Annotated in this window: 16 protein-coding genes and 1 other RNA gene; 6 read left to right on the top strand and 11 right to left on the bottom strand. The window is 62.0% G+C overall.

Annotated features, from left to right (window positions below; genetic code table 11):
* Positions 1-89 precede the first annotated feature (89 nt).
* The 4 genes from ACX3P1_RS10655 to ACX3P1_RS10640 all read right to left on the bottom strand — a co-directional run bounded on the left by ACX3P1_RS10655 (position 90) and on the right by ACX3P1_RS10640 (position 3,043).
* Complete coding sequence (locus ACX3P1_RS10655) at positions 90-278, bottom strand: DUF2065 domain-containing protein (RefSeq protein WP_459079553.1); 189 nt, start codon at positions 276-278, stop codon at positions 90-92.
* Positions 279-284: 6 nt separating this feature from the next.
* Positions 285-1,241 carry a protease modulator HflC gene (gene hflC, locus ACX3P1_RS10650; protein ID WP_459079552.1) on the bottom strand — a complete coding sequence of 319 codons (957 nt, stop codon included), beginning with the start codon at positions 1,239-1,241 and terminating at the stop codon, positions 285-287.
* Complete coding sequence (hflK, locus tag ACX3P1_RS10645) at positions 1,241-2,359, bottom strand: FtsH protease activity modulator HflK (protein ID WP_459079551.1); 1,119 nt, start codon at positions 2,357-2,359, stop codon at positions 1,241-1,243. The genes hflC and hflK overlap by 1 nt, the downstream gene beginning before the upstream one ends.
* Before the next feature lie 162 nt (positions 2,360-2,521).
* Positions 2,522-3,043, bottom strand: coding sequence for a dihydrofolate reductase (locus tag ACX3P1_RS10640; RefSeq protein WP_459079550.1), 522 nt, complete (start codon positions 3,041-3,043; stop codon positions 2,522-2,524).
* Positions 3,044-3,200: 157 nt separating this feature from the next.
* Between ACX3P1_RS10640 and cobF the strand changes: the two genes are divergently transcribed.
* On the top strand, positions 3,201-3,974 hold the full coding sequence (gene cobF, locus ACX3P1_RS10635; RefSeq protein ID WP_459079549.1) for a precorrin-6A synthase (deacetylating): 774 nt from the start codon (positions 3,201-3,203) through the stop codon (positions 3,972-3,974).
* A gap of 556 nt (positions 3,975-4,530) precedes the next feature.
* Here the strand turns inward: cobF and ACX3P1_RS10630 are convergent.
* The 4 genes from ACX3P1_RS10630 to modA form a co-directional block, all read right to left on the bottom strand.
* Positions 4,531-4,872 (bottom strand): winged helix-turn-helix domain-containing protein, encoded by a 342-nt coding sequence (locus ACX3P1_RS10630; protein ID WP_459079548.1) that lies wholly within the window; start codon positions 4,870-4,872, stop codon positions 4,531-4,533.
* Positions 4,873-4,954: 82 nt separating this feature from the next.
* Positions 4,955-6,067, bottom strand: a complete 1,113-nt coding sequence (gene modC / locus ACX3P1_RS10625) for a molybdenum ABC transporter ATP-binding protein (protein ID WP_459079547.1) — start codon at positions 6,065-6,067, stop codon at positions 4,955-4,957.
* Positions 6,064-6,768, bottom strand: coding sequence for a molybdate ABC transporter permease subunit (gene modB / locus ACX3P1_RS10620; RefSeq protein ID WP_459079546.1), 705 nt, complete (start codon positions 6,766-6,768; stop codon positions 6,064-6,066). Before modB ends, modC begins: the two co-directional genes overlap by 4 nt.
* A gap of 19 nt (positions 6,769-6,787) precedes the next feature.
* Positions 6,788-7,588: a molybdate ABC transporter substrate-binding protein gene (gene modA / locus ACX3P1_RS10615; protein WP_459079545.1), complete on the bottom strand. Its 801-nt coding sequence runs from the start codon at positions 7,586-7,588 to the stop codon at positions 6,788-6,790.
* A 175-nt stretch (positions 7,589-7,763) separates the two neighbouring features.
* Here modA and ACX3P1_RS10610 point away from each other — a divergent pair, with 175 nt between their 5' ends.
* A complete protein-coding gene (locus ACX3P1_RS10610; protein WP_459079544.1) occupies positions 7,764-7,973 on the top strand; it encodes a TOBE domain-containing protein in 210 nt (69 codons plus the stop codon).
* A 51-nt stretch (positions 7,974-8,024) separates the two neighbouring features.
* On the opposite strand, the gene ACX3P1_RS10605 is transcribed toward ACX3P1_RS10610, so the two are convergent.
* Positions 8,025-8,831: a thymidylate synthase gene (locus ACX3P1_RS10605; RefSeq protein WP_459079543.1), complete on the bottom strand. Its 807-nt coding sequence runs from the start codon at positions 8,829-8,831 to the stop codon at positions 8,025-8,027.
* A gap of 258 nt (positions 8,832-9,089) precedes the next feature.
* Complete coding sequence (locus ACX3P1_RS10600; protein WP_459079542.1) at positions 9,090-9,398, bottom strand: DUF2853 family protein; 309 nt, start codon at positions 9,396-9,398, stop codon at positions 9,090-9,092.
* Between the two features lie 163 nt (positions 9,399-9,561).
* On the opposite strand from ACX3P1_RS10600, the gene ssrA reads away from it, so the two are divergent.
* Positions 9,562-9,921, top strand: a transfer-messenger RNA (tmRNA) gene (ssrA, locus tag ACX3P1_RS10595).
* 113 nt (positions 9,922-10,034) lie between these two features.
* Positions 10,035-10,589, top strand: coding sequence for an AAA family ATPase (locus ACX3P1_RS10590; RefSeq protein WP_459079541.1), 555 nt, complete (start codon positions 10,035-10,037; stop codon positions 10,587-10,589).
* Between the two features lie 45 nt (positions 10,590-10,634).
* Here ACX3P1_RS10590 and ACX3P1_RS10585 read toward each other — a convergent pair whose 3' ends face one another.
* A complete protein-coding gene (locus ACX3P1_RS10585) occupies positions 10,635-11,840 on the bottom strand; it encodes a multidrug effflux MFS transporter (RefSeq protein WP_459079540.1) in 1,206 nt (401 codons plus the stop codon).
* A 166-nt stretch (positions 11,841-12,006) separates the two neighbouring features.
* Between ACX3P1_RS10585 and ACX3P1_RS10580 the strand changes: the two genes are divergently transcribed.
* Positions 12,007-12,687: a TetR/AcrR family transcriptional regulator C-terminal domain-containing protein gene (locus ACX3P1_RS10580; protein WP_459079539.1), complete on the top strand. Its 681-nt coding sequence runs from the start codon at positions 12,007-12,009 to the stop codon at positions 12,685-12,687.
* A 118-nt stretch (positions 12,688-12,805) separates the two neighbouring features.
* The gene (locus tag ACX3P1_RS10575) at positions 12,806-13,339 is read left to right on the top strand and encodes an SspB family protein (RefSeq protein WP_459079538.1); all 534 of its coding nucleotides are present in this window, start codon (positions 12,806-12,808) and stop codon (positions 13,337-13,339) included.
* Positions 13,340-13,353: the final 14 nt, after the last annotated feature.

The raw sequence follows: 13,353 nt of genomic DNA, 5'->3' as shown, positions 1-13,353 counted from the left end.
CTGAAACAGGCCCTTAGGCAGGCTGGTTGATTCTATCCGGCCCAGCTGATTCTATCTGGCAATGCGGGCCTGTGAGCGCGGCGAAGGCTTTACCCGCCGCGCACCATCCACACGACCCCTACACCGATCGCGATCGCCGCAAGGCCGGCCACCCGGAGCACATTTTCCTGCATGGAAAGCACTTCGCCGGCAAGCCTCTTGGCCAGGCCGGGAAAGCCGCCATAGATCAGGCCCTCGACGACGAGAACCAGACCGATGGCGGCCAAGAAATCCTGCACCGCGCCTTACTGGCCGGTGCTGGACGGTGCTGCCGGCGGCGCCGCCGGAGCAGCCTGCGGTGCAGCTGCGCCCAACGCACCCGCCTTGCCGCCCGGATCGCGGAAATAGCGGAAGAACTCGGAATTGGGCGACAGCACCATCGAGGTGCCGGTACCGTCAAGCGCCTCCTTGTAGGCGTTCATCGAGCGATAGAAGTTGAAGAACTCCGGATCGCGCAGATAGGCCGACGCGAACGTCGCGCTTCGCTGCGCATCGCCTTCACCACGAAGGATTTCCGATTCCTTCTGGGCTTCGGCGACAATCTCCACTACCTCGCGGTCCGTGCGAGCGCGGATGCGCTGCGCCGCTTCGTTACCGCGCGCGCGCAGCCGTTCGGCCTCGGCCAGACGTTCCGCCTTCATGCGGTCGTAGGTCTGCTGCGAAACCTCCTGCGTCAGATCGGTACGGCGGATTCGCACGTCCACGATCTCGAGGCCAAGCGAAGCGGCATCCGGTCGCAATTGGTCTTCCACTTCGCGCATCATGATGGCGCGCTCTTCCGAAAGCGCCGCCTCGAAGTCGCGCAAACCGTAGACGCGGCGCAGGGCCGCATCGAGGCGCGTGCGCAGCCGCTGTTCGGCCAGTTCGACGCTACCCGAAACGGCGGAGCGGAAAATGCGAGGGTCCGAAATCCGGTAGGCGATGAACGCATCGACCTCATAGAACTTGCCGCCTGAAACCTGAACGCGGATGTTGTCCAGATCGAAGCGCAGCACGCGGTTCTCGATCAGTTGCACATTGTCGGCGTCAAAGAAGGGGAACGGCGCCTTGAAATAGATGCCGGGCTTCGATTCCACCTGGACGATCTCGCCGAAGCGCATGACGATGGCCTGCTGGCGCTGATTGACCACGAAGATCGACGAATAGAGCAGGAACAGAATGACCGCGCCGATAACGGCGATGATGGGAAGACGATTGGCCATTACTGGGCTCCTTCCGTGACGGCAGGCGCCGGCGTTTTGCCAGGTTGAAGCGCGGGTAACGGCAGATAGGGAACGACCCCCTGCCCGCCGCTCTGCTCCAGAAGCACCTTGCTGGAATCCTTCAGCACCTTCTCCATGGTCTCATAGTAAAGACGCTGGCGGGTGACTTCGGGGGCCTTGGCATATTCGTCATAGACGGAAATGAAGCGCTGGGCCTCGCCGTCGGCTTCCTGCATGACACGGTTCTTGTAGGCGGCGGCTTCTTCGCGCACTTGCGCTGCCTGGCCGCGCGCGGCACCCAGCTGCTTGTTGGAGTACTGGTTGGCCTGCTCGACGAACTTGTCCTCGTCCTGCTCGGCGCGCTGAACCTCGTCGAAAGCATCCGCCACTTCGCGCGGCGGCGCTGCGTCCTCGATGGACACGGCATTGATGTCCAGGCCGGCCTTGTAGCCGTCCAGCGTCCTCTGGATGATCTCGCGCACGCCGGTCGCGATCCCTTCGCGGTCGTCGCGGAAAATATCCTGTGCCGGACGCCTGCCGACCACTTCGCGCATCGCGCTCTCGGCTACCTGACGCAGCATGCCGTCAGGATCGGAAACGTCGAACAGATACTGCTTCGGATCGGAAACCTGATAGGCCACCGAGAACTGCACGTTGACGATATTCTGGTCGCCGGAAAGCATCAGGCCGGAATTGCCGGCGCTGCTGCCGGTGCCGGTGCCGCCGCCGATATTGACCAATTGCTCGGAAATCTTGGCGGTCTCGACCCTGTCCATCGGCCACCAATGGAAGTGCAGGCCGGGCTGGGAGAGTTCGGCCTTCGGCACGCCAAAGCGCAATTCAACGGCAACTTCGTCCGGTTGCACGGTATAGATCGCCTTGAAACCCCACAGTGCCACCAGGATGAGGGCGACCAGCCCGAACATCGCGGGGCTGAAGCCGCCGCCGCCGCCGGGTATCATGCCCTTGAGCCGATCCTGCCCGCGCCGGATGATATCTTCCAGGTCAGGAGGCGACCCTTGCGGACCAGTCGGTCCCTTTGGTCCCTGCCCCCATGGCCCGCCATTATTGCCGCTGCCCCATGGGCCGCCGCCACCGCTCTTGTCGTTCCAGGGCATGAATGTCCTCTCGTTGGGATTCCCTCATGCGCCGGGGCCGGCGCAAATCCTTATCATCCCTCTATAGGCACGCCATTGCGTGCTTTCAACGCATTGCCTGCCCGCATTCGGCTTTTGATGCAAGATAACCCTCGGGACAGGCCGCGACCCTTTGTCTTTGCGTCAGTTTCCCGCTTGCCGGCGCTCGTAAACGGCATAGCGCGTGGCAAAGCTGTCTTTTTCGCCGGCCGGAATCTCCCGCTCGCTCACCAATCGCCAATTGACCGGGTCGATGGGCGGAAAATACACATCACCATCGATCGAAGCCAGAACATGGGTGACGTGCAGCCGATCCGCCAAAGGCAGCGTCAGCGCAAAAATTTCGCTGCCGCCGATAACGCAGATTTCTTCCGCACCGGCCATTTCGCCCTCACGGCGTTTGGCCAGCGTCAACGCCTCCGCCAGCGAATGCACGATAGCGGCACCTTCGGCTGAATAGGAACTGTCGCGCGTGATGACGATGTTCTGCCGCCCCGGCAGCGGCTTTTTGGGAAAGCTCTCCCACGTCTTGCGACCCATGACGATGGGTTTGCCCATCGTATCGGCCTTGAAGCGCTTCAGGTCGCTGGAAAGCCGCCAAGGCAGCCCGCCGTCACGCCCGATCACGCCGTTTTCGGCGATGGCGACATAGATCGCGATATCCATCTCTTGCCGCCTCTTTTTTCGCACGCTGATCATCCTGGGCACATGCCCGGCGCGACCGTACTGGTTTCAAGGCGGCGTTCAAGGCTCTTGGCCCTGCCGGCGCTTGTGTTCAACAGCGCTCTGGACACCGCCTGTCGGGTCAGGCAGGAAACCGGCCATGCGCACGCTTCTCGTCATCGGCATCGGGGCCGGCAATCCCGAACACATGACGATCCAGGCAATCAACGGCCTGAACCGCGCCGATGTGCTGTTCATTCCCGACAAGGGCGCGAAGAAGAACGACCTTGCCGGCCTGCGCCGCGATATCTGCGACCGCTTCGTCACCAATCCGAATTCGCGCCGCGTCGAGTTCGACGTTCCGGTGCGCGACGAGCCATCGACGTCCTACCGGGCGACGGTCGACGACTGGCACGATGCCATCGCCGGCATCTATGAAAACCTGATCCGCGACGAACTTCCAGAAAACGGCTGCGGCGCTTTCCTGATATGGGGCGATCCCTCGCTCTACGACAGCGCGCTGCGCATTCTGGAGCGTGTCCGCCTGCGCGGCAATGTCGCCTTCGAATTGGAAGTAGTGCCCGGCATCACCGCCATCCAGTCGCTCGCCGCCAGCCACAAAATAGCGCTGAACCGCATCGGCGATCCGATCCTCGTCACCACCGGCCGCCGCTTGACCGAGGAAGGCATGCCGCAAAATGCCGGCAGCGTCGTCGTCATGCTCGACGGCAAATGCGCGTTCCAGACGCTGACCGACAAGGATCTTTTTATCTACTGGGGCGCCTATCTCGGCACGCCGGACGAGATTTTGGTGCATGGCCACGTTGGCGATGTCGGCGAGGAAATCGTGAAAACCCGCGAAGCCGCCCGCCGGAAAAAGGGCTGGATCATGGATACGTATCTGCTGCGAAAGGCCGGCGAGCCGGAGGAGTAGCGGCTGCCTTGCTCCGGACCGCCCGGCTTTCGTCACCCTCGCGGTTTCGTCACCCTCGAGCCATGGATTCCCGACACTCTCCGCTCGTTCCTCGCTCACGAGGTCGGGAATGACGGATTTCTCTTGGCTTCAGCGCAAAATCACCAGCGTCGAAGATTTGGCGCCCCTCCACCCATCCGTCATTCCCGGCCTCGTGAAGGAGCGAAGCGACTGGAGAGTGTCGGGAATCCATGGCTCGGACTAAAAACAGCAAATCCGTTGGAAATTTGCCGCGCGACGTGGATACATCTTTTGCGGAAGGCGGAACTGTGCGTCCTTCGAGGCTCGCTACGCTCGCACCTCAGGATGAGGGATGTCGGCGCTCAACGTTCCCATTGTTAGAAAGGAATGCGAAAGCAAAGCAAAGACGGGCGGGTTGAAATCGCCCCATACGGACACCTCGCACCCCCATAAGTCTCACACGCCCACCGCAATCCCATAACAAGGAACGTAACGGCAGCCCCGACCGTCCTCATCCTGAGGTGCGAGCGCAGCGAGCCTCGAAGGACGCACTCCCTCACCCCGCGTCGATCTCCGCTTGCAGCGCGTCCATATGCGCCGCTGCCGCCGCAGTTGCCGCGCGTTCGATAGCACGGAAGCGGCTGACTACGGCGAGGCCGACCGCCGTCAATTGCGCGCCGCCGCCCTTGCGGCCGCCGGTCTGCGCCGCCACCAGCGGCTTGCCGAACACGCGGTTCATGTCCTCGACCAGATCCCAGGCGTGCTTGTAGGACATTTCCATGCCGCGCGCGGCAGCCGAGATCGAGCCGAAGGCCGCGATCTGCTCCAGCAGTTCGATCTTGCCCGGTCCGATGCGGCCGTCCGGGTCGAGATTTATCCGCAAGCTCAGCGACGGCATCTTTTTTCCACTTTCCGCAATCACGGCCAGCAACACATAGCAGCGCTATTCCAAAACGACATAGCGCCAAATGACGACCCTGTCAGCCGTCCACCTCGACACGTGGGCCGATGGCGGTGTTTGCCGTGTCGAAACTCACCGTCTTGACCACCGCGAAAACGACGCGGCCGACCTCCAGTTCCAGCGCCTGCCGCGACTGCCGCGTGATGCGCGCCATCACGACGACGCCGTTGCAATCGATCCGCACCTCGACCGCAGCCCCCTCGCCCGCTTCGATCGCCGCGATCTTGCCCGCCAGCACGTTGAGCGCGCTCAACCCCTTCGGCTCCACGGTCGCGATCATCACATCGCGGGCGCGGATGCGCAGCCGCACCGCTGCACCGACCGGAAGTTCGAGATGCGACACGCGAATCTCGCCGGCCCTGGAGGCCAGCACCGTCATGCCGAAAACTTCGTCGTGGCGCAGCACCGTCGTTTCGAGCACCGCGCCGCCTTCGCCGCGCTCTTCCGCCGGCAGCAGGTCCAGCCGCTGCATGATTTCGCCGGTCGGGCCGGAGGCAACAACCTTGCCGTTTGCCAGCACCACCACATCGCTGGCCAACCGCGCCACCTCGGCAACCGAATGGCTGACATAGACGATGGGGATTTTGGTCTCGTCGCGCAGCCGCTCGATATAGGGCAGGATTTCGGCCTTGCGCGCATCGTCCAGCGAGGCCAGCGGCTCGTCCATCAACAGCAGTTTCGGGCTGGCCAGCAGCGCCCGACCGATCGCCACGCGCTGCTTTTCGCCGCCGGACAATTTTCCGGGCCGTCGTTCCAGCAAGGTGTCTATGCCAAGCAGGTTCACCACCGAATCGAAGTCGGCGTAGCGTTCCGCCGGCGGTGTGAACCAGCGCCCGAAACGCAGATTATGCGCCACACTCATATGCGGAAACAAAAGCGCTTCCTGGAAAACCATGCCGATGCGCCGCTTGTGCTTTGGCACGAAGATGCCGGCCTGCGTGTCCACCAGGACGCGGCCTTCGATCTCGACGCGGCCCTTGCGTGGCCGCGTCAGCCCGGCGATCACGCTGATCAGCGACGATTTTCCCGACCCCGATGGCCCGAACAGCGCCGTCAGCCGTCCGGAACTGGCGAAGCGCGCGTCGAGACCGAATTCGCCCAGCCGATGCGCGATGTCGACCAGAACCGTCATTCTATGTCCATCCGCCGCCCGACGCGCCGCGCCAGCGCCTCCGACACGACCAGCGCGCCCATGGAAATGACGATGCTGATGATCGTCAGCCGTAGCGCGCCCTCGTCGCCGCCCGGCATCTGCGTAAAGGTGTAGATGGCCGAGGGCAGCGTCTGCGTCTCGCCCGGAATGTTCGAAACGAAGGTGATCGTCGCCCCGAACTCGCCCATCGCCTTGGCGAAGGACAGGATCGCGCCTGCGATCATGCCGGGCAGGATCAGCGGCAGGGTGATCGTGGTGAACACCCATAGCGGATGCGCGCCGAGCGTGCCGGCGGCAGCCTCAAGCTTGCCGTCGACCGCCTCGATGGACAGGCGGATCGCCCGCACCATCAGCGGAAAGCCCATCACCCCGCAGGCAAGTGCGGCCCCCGTCCAGCGAAACGAAAAGACAATGCCGAAATGCTCGGCCAGAAACGCGCCGGCCGGCCCACGCCGGCCGAACGCCAGCAGCAGCAGATAACCCGTTACCACCGGCGGCAGGATCAGCGGCAGATGCACCAGCCCGTTAACCAGCGTCTTGCCCCAAAACTTCTTGCGGGCAAGCACGAAGGCGATGGCGATGCCCGGTGGCAGGCTGAAGACCATCGCCACCACCGACACCTTGATCGACAGCCGGACCGCGTTCCATTCGTCGGGCGTAAGGTCCGTGAGCCAGTTCATGCGTCGCGCGGTCGCCCGATCAGTTGGTCGGCGTCAGAACCGTAAAGCCCTGCGCCTTGAAGAGTTCGCCAGCCTTAGCAGACTGCAGGCACTTCAGGAACGCCGGCGCATCCTTGTCCGTGGAGTCCACCGTCTGCGCGATCGGATAGACGATCGGCGGATGCGAATCCTCCGGGAAGGTGCCGACGATCTTCACGTCCGGCTCCACCGCCGCATCGGTCTGGTAGACGATGCCCAGCGGCGCTTCGCCGGTCGCGACGAGTTTTAGCGCCGCGCGCACGTTCTCGGCCTGCGCCACGCTGCCCTCGACCGACCCCCATATGCCCAGCTTTTCGAGTGCTGCCTTGCCGTATTTGCCGACCGGCACCGCCTTGACGTCGCCCATGGCAAGCTTGCCGCCAGCAAGCAGGCCGGCCAGATCAAAACCCGTGCCGATCTTGGCTTCGGCCGTGGAGTCCTTCGGCGCGACCAGCACGATCTCGTTGCCGAGCAGCTTCACCTCGGTGTCCGCCTTGGTCAGCTTCTTGTCGGAAAGGTATTTCATCCAGTCGAGATCGGCCGAAATGAACAAATCGGCAGGCGCGCCGCTTTCGATCTGCTTGGCCAGCGCCGAACTTGCCGCGTAGGAGATCGTCGCCGCCTCGCCGACATCGGCGGCGCAAGCCTCGTTCACCTTGTCCAGCGCGCCCTTCATGCTGGAGGCCGCGAATACCACCAGCTTGTCGTCGGCCTGCGCGGCAGGTGTTGTCATCAACATGACCGTGGCCAGCCCGCCTACAGCTGCCAAAACCTTCAACCCGAAATTCTTGCTCGCCGGCATCGAATTCTCTCCCTGCATTCTCGATTGTCGATCCCGAATTCACCAATCGATATATCCAGATGAATATAACAAGGAAAGGCCTTTTCGTACGAAAGCGTTGTCTATGGACATAAAGGCGTCATACGATGAACCCCTCTGAACATAGCGAAGCGGAATCCATCCAGGGAGACACAGCATGAAGATCAGCGCGCGCAACACGCTCAAGGGAAAGATCATCGAGATCATCAAGGGCGCGACCACCTCGCATGTCCGGATCGACATTGGTGGTGGCGCTGTCGTCACCGCCTCGATTACCAACGAGGCTGTGGCCGAACTCAAGCTTGAAACCGGCAAGCAAGCTTACGCGGTCATCAAGGCGTCGGACGTGATGGTGAGGATCGACTAAGGCAAACACGCATTTTAGAGCCCATTCCGATGCAATCGGAATGGGTAGACCCTAAACCGCGATGGGCGCTTTGATGCTGGCGTCGGCGACGTAATTTTCCAGCCGGAAATCCTCGAAGCGGAAGGCGAAAAGATCCTTCACTTCCGGGTTCATCCACAGCGTCGGCAACGGCTTGGGCGTGCGGGAAAGCTGCTCGCGCGCCTGCTCGAAATGATTGGCGTAGAGATGCGCGTCGCCCAGCGTATGGATGAAATCGCCAGGCTCGTAGCCCGTCACCTGCGCCACCATCATCGTCAACAGCGCATAGGACGCGATGTTGAATGGCACGCCGAGGAAAATATCCGCCGAGCGCTGGTAGAGCTGGCACGACAGCCGCCCCTGCGAGGCATAGAACTGGAACAGGCAATGGCATGGCGGCAGCGCCATCGCCTCGACTTCGGCCGGATTCCAGGCGGAAACGATCAGCCGGCGCGAATTAGGATTCTTTCCTATCTCGTTCAGAAGATTCGCGATCTGATCGATGGTGCCACCACGCCCATCAGGCCCAATGGCCGGCCAGGAGCGCCATTGCTTGCCATAGACCGGGCCGAGATCGCCATTCTCGTCGGCCCATTCGTCCCAGATGCTGACGCCGTGATCGTTGAGATATTTGATGTTGGTGTCGCCGGCCAGAAACCACAGCAATTCGTGGATGATCGACTTCAGATGCAGTTTCTTGGTCGTGGTGACGGGAAAGCCCTGACGCAGGTCGAATCGCATCTGGTAGCCGAACACCGAGCGCGTGCCTGTGCCGGTACGGTCGCCACGATCAGTGCCGTTGTCGAGCACGTGCTGCAAGAGGTCGAGATATTGGCGCATCGGCTTTTCTTCGATTCGGAAAGTTCAGCCATTCATATAGGACAAGCCGCACCCGAACCACGCCGGCGCCAGCGAACGCCACCTAAAATTGTGGGCGATGCACACTTTCGCGCCCAAAGGCTTTTTGAAAACCGTCAGGCCGAGGCGAAAACAGCGCTCGGCGAGCACCGGAGCGGAGCGTAGCGTACATAAAGTACGTGAGCACCGGAGCGCAGCCGATCGCCGGTTTGCAGCCCGGCCTCACGGTTTTCCCACCGCTCAGAGCGAGCCGAGCTTGCCCAGTTCCTTGGCGACCAGATAGTAGAAGGTCACGCGGCCTTTCGAATTGTCGCCGGCCATCGCCTTGGCTGCCTTGGCGATTGCGGCTTCGGCTGCGGAAGCTTCGACGCCGAGCTTCTTGATGCCCCAGCTGTCGCGCACGCGGTCGAGTTCCTTCTGGTCGCTGGCGGCGACCATCGAGGAATCGCGGTTGCGAAGCGCGATGCCCAGATGCTTCACGATCTTGTCGACCACGGCGGCATCGGCGCCCGCGTCGTATTTCTTCACGTCTGCAAGATAGTCGGCCATAAAAGTTTCCCTCGTCGGCGCCATGGCACAAACGATGAGGCCTGCGGCGCGCCATCGCAACCCGTGCGCTGAAAGATTCGCCTCACCATTGCAAAGCTTGATTTGACGCAATCTCCGAGTCAAGCCTCAACGCCATTTTGCGCTTCGGATTAAGCCTGCGGGCGGCCTTTCATTTTCCACGATTGCCCCCTATATTCGTCCTGTCGGCTTGACCGACTATGGTGATAAATGGGCGATGTAATAAGCCGTTCGGACCCGGGGGCGGTACCCGGCGCCTCCACCAAAAGCCGTTCGCTCTCTTGGAGCGGTTTTTGCTGGGGGCGAAATAGGATCGACGAAGGTGTAAAGATCGTACTTTTGCCCGGCATGGTACCACCGTTATCGGGCTAAACCTGTAGTTGCAAATGACAACTATGCGGAAGCACGTCTCGCAGCGTAAGCTGTGCGATAGCTTCAAATTAAGCCCTAGCGGTTCGCACTTCTAGGCGGGGTTCGGAGGTACCTGGCAACAGAAACCTCCACTTTTTTCTCCCCTGCTTTTCCTACCAGAATGCGACGCTTGCGCCGCAGCGGACACGCTTCGCTTGTCTGCGCCGCGCGCGCCTTCCGTTCGGGCAAATCCAGGAATTTTCAGCAATGCCAACCGATCCCGACCGCTTCTTCGTCCTCACCGGCGGCCCCGGCTCCGGCAAGACGACACTGATCGAAGCTTTGCGCGCCAAAGGTTTCGCCACGACGCAAGAGGCCGGGCGCGGCGTCATTTGCGAGGAAACGCAAGGCGACGGGCGGGCCTTGCCATGGCTCGACCCGGAACGGTTCGCCGAACGCATGTTCGGGTGGGAACTCGGTTCCTATCGTCAAGCGGAGAGGGAAACAGGCACTGTGTTTTTCGATCGCGGGCTGCCGGACACGATCGGCTATCTACATCTCGAAGGGCTGGACGTCCCGTCGTGGATGGAAGAGCAGGTATGGCGGCTGCGCTACAACAAACGTGTTTTCATCGCGCCACCCTGGAAGGAGATATTCGGCCCCGACGAAGAGCGACGACAAAGCTGGCTAATTGCCGTGCGGACATACGAAATTATGGCCCGCACCTATACGGCGCTCGGCTACACGCTCATCGAATTGCCCCGCGTCTCGATCCCGGAACGGGTCCGATTCCTACTCGAAACGCTCGGGCTTGCCCGTTGAACAGTCCGAGGCCGCGGTACCCCACAGCCTCGACCCCACCTCCGCTTATTCGGCCGGCACTTCCGCCGCATCGCGCACGCGCCCCAGCGTAGCCTGCGCCAGCCCGAACGAAATGACCGCGCACAGCGCGATGCCGGCAACCATTGGCACCGGCGTCCCGTCGAAGAACAGGCCGCTGACCGCCATGGCGACCGCGCCGATGGCAAATTGCAGCGTGCCCATCAGCGCCGAGGCTGTGCCGGCGATCTCGCCGTGATCGTCCATCGCCAGCACCGAGGTAGTCGGGATGACGAGGCCGACAAAGCCGTAGCCGACGAACAGCAGCGCCGCCAGCACCGCCAGGCTGTCCACTCCGGAAGCCATGACCGCAAACAGCACCACCATGGTCGTGGCGAAGCCGGTAACGGCGACGCGCACGACACGGCGCAGGCCGAACCGCTCCGACAGCATTCCCGTCAGTTGCGACATGGCGAAGAACGACACCGCGTTGATCGAGAAGAACACGCTATAGATTTGCGGCGTCAGGCCGTAGTGATCGATCAGGATGAACGACGAACTTGCTAGATAGACGAAGAAGCTGGAGATGGCGAAGCCGCCGATGGCGGTCAGGCCGAGGAAATTACGGTCGCCAAGCAGGAAGCGATAGGCCGACAGCGCAGTCCTGAACGAACTGCCGACACGGGCCTCTGCCGGACGCGTCTCCGCCAGCGACGTCGCCAGCAGCACGGTCGCGATAATTGCCGCGATCGTCACTGCCCAGAATACGCCCCGCCAGCCGAAGGCTTCGATAATGAAGCTGCCGGTAAGCGGCGCCAAGATCGGCGAAATGGAAAACACCAGCATCAAGAGCGACATCAGCTTTGCGGCTTCGGGGCCGGTGTGCAGGTCGCGCACCACGGCGCGCGGAACGGCCATGCCGGCGCATGCACCCAGACCCTGCACAAAGCGAAAGGCGACCAGCCATCCGATCGAGGGCGCGAGCGCGGCGCCGATGCTGCCCGCAATGAACAGCACCAGGCCGGCATAAAGCGGTGTCTTGCGCCCGACCATGTCCGAGATCGGCCCGACCACGATCTGGCCGAGGCCCATGGACAGGAAGAAGATCAGCAGGCTCATCTGCACGGCAGCGCTGCTGGCCTGCAGATCGGCACCGATGGAAGGCAGCGCCGGCAGATACATGTCGATGGCAAACGGGCCAATAGCCGACAAAAGGCCGAGCACGACCGCGATGCGGAGGAATTTCGGTGTCATGACGATGGTTCTTTCAGATCTGGTTTCCGCAGCCATGCCACGGTCAACCCAAGGACGTTTCGATCCTCGCCGTCTCGACAGCGCGAGGGACTCGAAATTCCATTTTTTCTATCCAAAAAACTAGACATACTTGTCCAAATTGTCAATCGGGCGTATATAGTTTTCCATGAGACCGCAAAACGCTGCTGACATGCTCCCGCCACGCGGCCACGAGGCCAAGCGCATCTCGATCATCGAGGCCGCCGGCAACGTGTTCTGCCGCGAGGGCTATGCCGGGGCCAATATCGACCTGATCGCGACCGAAGCCGGCGTATCGCGGCAGACCGTCTATAACCATCACCGCGACAAGGAAAAGCTGTTCGTCGCCGTGGTTCGCGATCTGACCGAACGCTCCAATGCCGGTGTGTTCGCCACGCTTTCGACCTTCCCCGACCAGCCCGACGATATCGAGGCAGAACTGATTGCCTTTGCCACGCGGCTCAACCGCAACTGCATCTGCAACCGCGAGGGAAAATTCCTGCGCAAGCTGATCCAGGCGGAAAGCGACCGCTACCCCGAGCTTTTCGCCCCATGGCGCGAGGAAGGGCCGGGCAAGACCGCGTCGGCGCTTGCGGCCCGCTTTGCCCGCCTTGCGCATGCGGGACACCTCGACATCGACGACCCCGACGTCGCCGCACGCCAGTTTCTTGCCCTCATCAATGCCGACCTGCATATGAGCATGATGCTCGGTCTCACGCCGACCGACAGCCAGGTGCTCATTGCGGCCACCAACGCGGTGCGCACTTTTCTGCGCGCCTTCGGCAAAACACATCGCGTAGCCGGCCAACCGGCCCTGGCAGACGCCTGATCGAACAATAAATCGTTCCAAGCCCCTCCCCGAGACGGCAGGGCGAGCTATATCCGGTTTACGTCGCCCGCAAGCTTGATTACAGCTAGCAAGACGATTCAAGGGACCGCACCGCCACATGGCCGACGACCACATCCGCTACGACATACTGGCCCAGGAGGCATTGCGCGGTGTCATGCGCAAGGTTCTGGCCGAAGTCGCACGCACCGGCCTTCCCGGCAACCACCACTTTTTCATCACCTTCCTGACCGGCGCGCCCGGCGTGCGCGTTTCCAGCCGCCTGCGCGAACGCTATCCCGAGCAGATGACCATTGTCGTCCAGTTCCAGTATTGGGATCTGAAAGTGTCGGACACCGGTTTTGAAATCGGCCTCTCCTTCTCGGACGTGCCGGAGAAGCTGGAAATCCCCTTCTCGGCCGTTCGCGGTTTTTACGATCCGTCGGTCAATTTCGAGCTTGAGTTCGACGTAAAGACCGACGAGCAGCCCGCAGCGGAAGAACTCGACGCCGGCGCGCCAGCCATCGCCATCGTCTCGGAAAAGAAGGCCGAGGCCAAGGAAGCGAAGAAGAAGACCGACAAGAAAGCCGAAAAGGACGCGCCCCCGGCCAAGGGCGCCGATGTGGTTTCGCTCGACGCTTTCCGCAAGAAGTAAGCAGGCTGCCGCGC

The sequence above is a fragment of the Mesorhizobium sp. A623 genome, assembly GCF_054489405.1.
This window is presented reverse-complemented; position numbering and strand designations above follow the sequence as displayed.

What these genes read in the sequence shown, in the direction of transcription:
- hflC (WP_459079552.1), bottom strand. Translation starts at nt 1,241, where the DNA reads ATGGCCAATCGTCTTCCCATCATCGCCGTTATCGGCGCGGTCATTCTG.
- hflK (WP_459079551.1), bottom strand. Translation starts at nt 2,359, where the DNA reads ATGCCCTGGAACGACAAGAGCGGTGGCGGCGGCCCATGGGGCAGCGGC.
- ACX3P1_RS10640 (WP_459079550.1), bottom strand. Translation starts at nt 3,043, where the DNA reads ATGGATATCGCGATCTATGTCGCCATCGCCGAAAACGGCGTGATCGGG.
- cobF (WP_459079549.1), top strand. Translation starts at nt 3,201, where the DNA reads ATGCGCACGCTTCTCGTCATCGGCATCGGGGCCGGCAATCCCGAACAC.
- ACX3P1_RS10630 (WP_459079548.1), bottom strand. Translation starts at nt 4,872, where the DNA reads ATGCCGTCGCTGAGCTTGCGGATAAATCTCGACCCGGACGGCCGCATC.
- modC (WP_459079547.1), bottom strand. Translation starts at nt 6,067, where the DNA reads ATGACGGTTCTGGTCGACATCGCGCATCGGCTGGGCGAATTCGGTCTC.
- modB (WP_459079546.1), bottom strand. Translation starts at nt 6,768, where the DNA reads ATGAACTGGCTCACGGACCTTACGCCCGACGAATGGAACGCGGTCCGG.
- modA (WP_459079545.1), bottom strand. Translation starts at nt 7,588, where the DNA reads ATGCCGGCGAGCAAGAATTTCGGGTTGAAGGTTTTGGCAGCTGTAGGC.
- ACX3P1_RS10610 (WP_459079544.1), top strand. Translation starts at nt 7,764, where the DNA reads ATGAAGATCAGCGCGCGCAACACGCTCAAGGGAAAGATCATCGAGATC.
- ACX3P1_RS10605 (WP_459079543.1), bottom strand. Translation starts at nt 8,831, where the DNA reads ATGCGCCAATATCTCGACCTCTTGCAGCACGTGCTCGACAACGGCACT.
- ACX3P1_RS10600 (WP_459079542.1), bottom strand. Translation starts at nt 9,398, where the DNA reads ATGGCCGACTATCTTGCAGACGTGAAGAAATACGACGCGGGCGCCGAT.
- ACX3P1_RS10590 (WP_459079541.1), top strand. Translation starts at nt 10,035, where the DNA reads ATGCCAACCGATCCCGACCGCTTCTTCGTCCTCACCGGCGGCCCCGGC.
- ACX3P1_RS10585 (WP_459079540.1), bottom strand. Translation starts at nt 11,840, where the DNA reads ATGACACCGAAATTCCTCCGCATCGCGGTCGTGCTCGGCCTTTTGTCG.
- ACX3P1_RS10580 (WP_459079539.1), top strand. Translation starts at nt 12,007, where the DNA reads ATGAGACCGCAAAACGCTGCTGACATGCTCCCGCCACGCGGCCACGAG.
- ACX3P1_RS10575 (WP_459079538.1), top strand. Translation starts at nt 12,806, where the DNA reads ATGGCCGACGACCACATCCGCTACGACATACTGGCCCAGGAGGCATTG.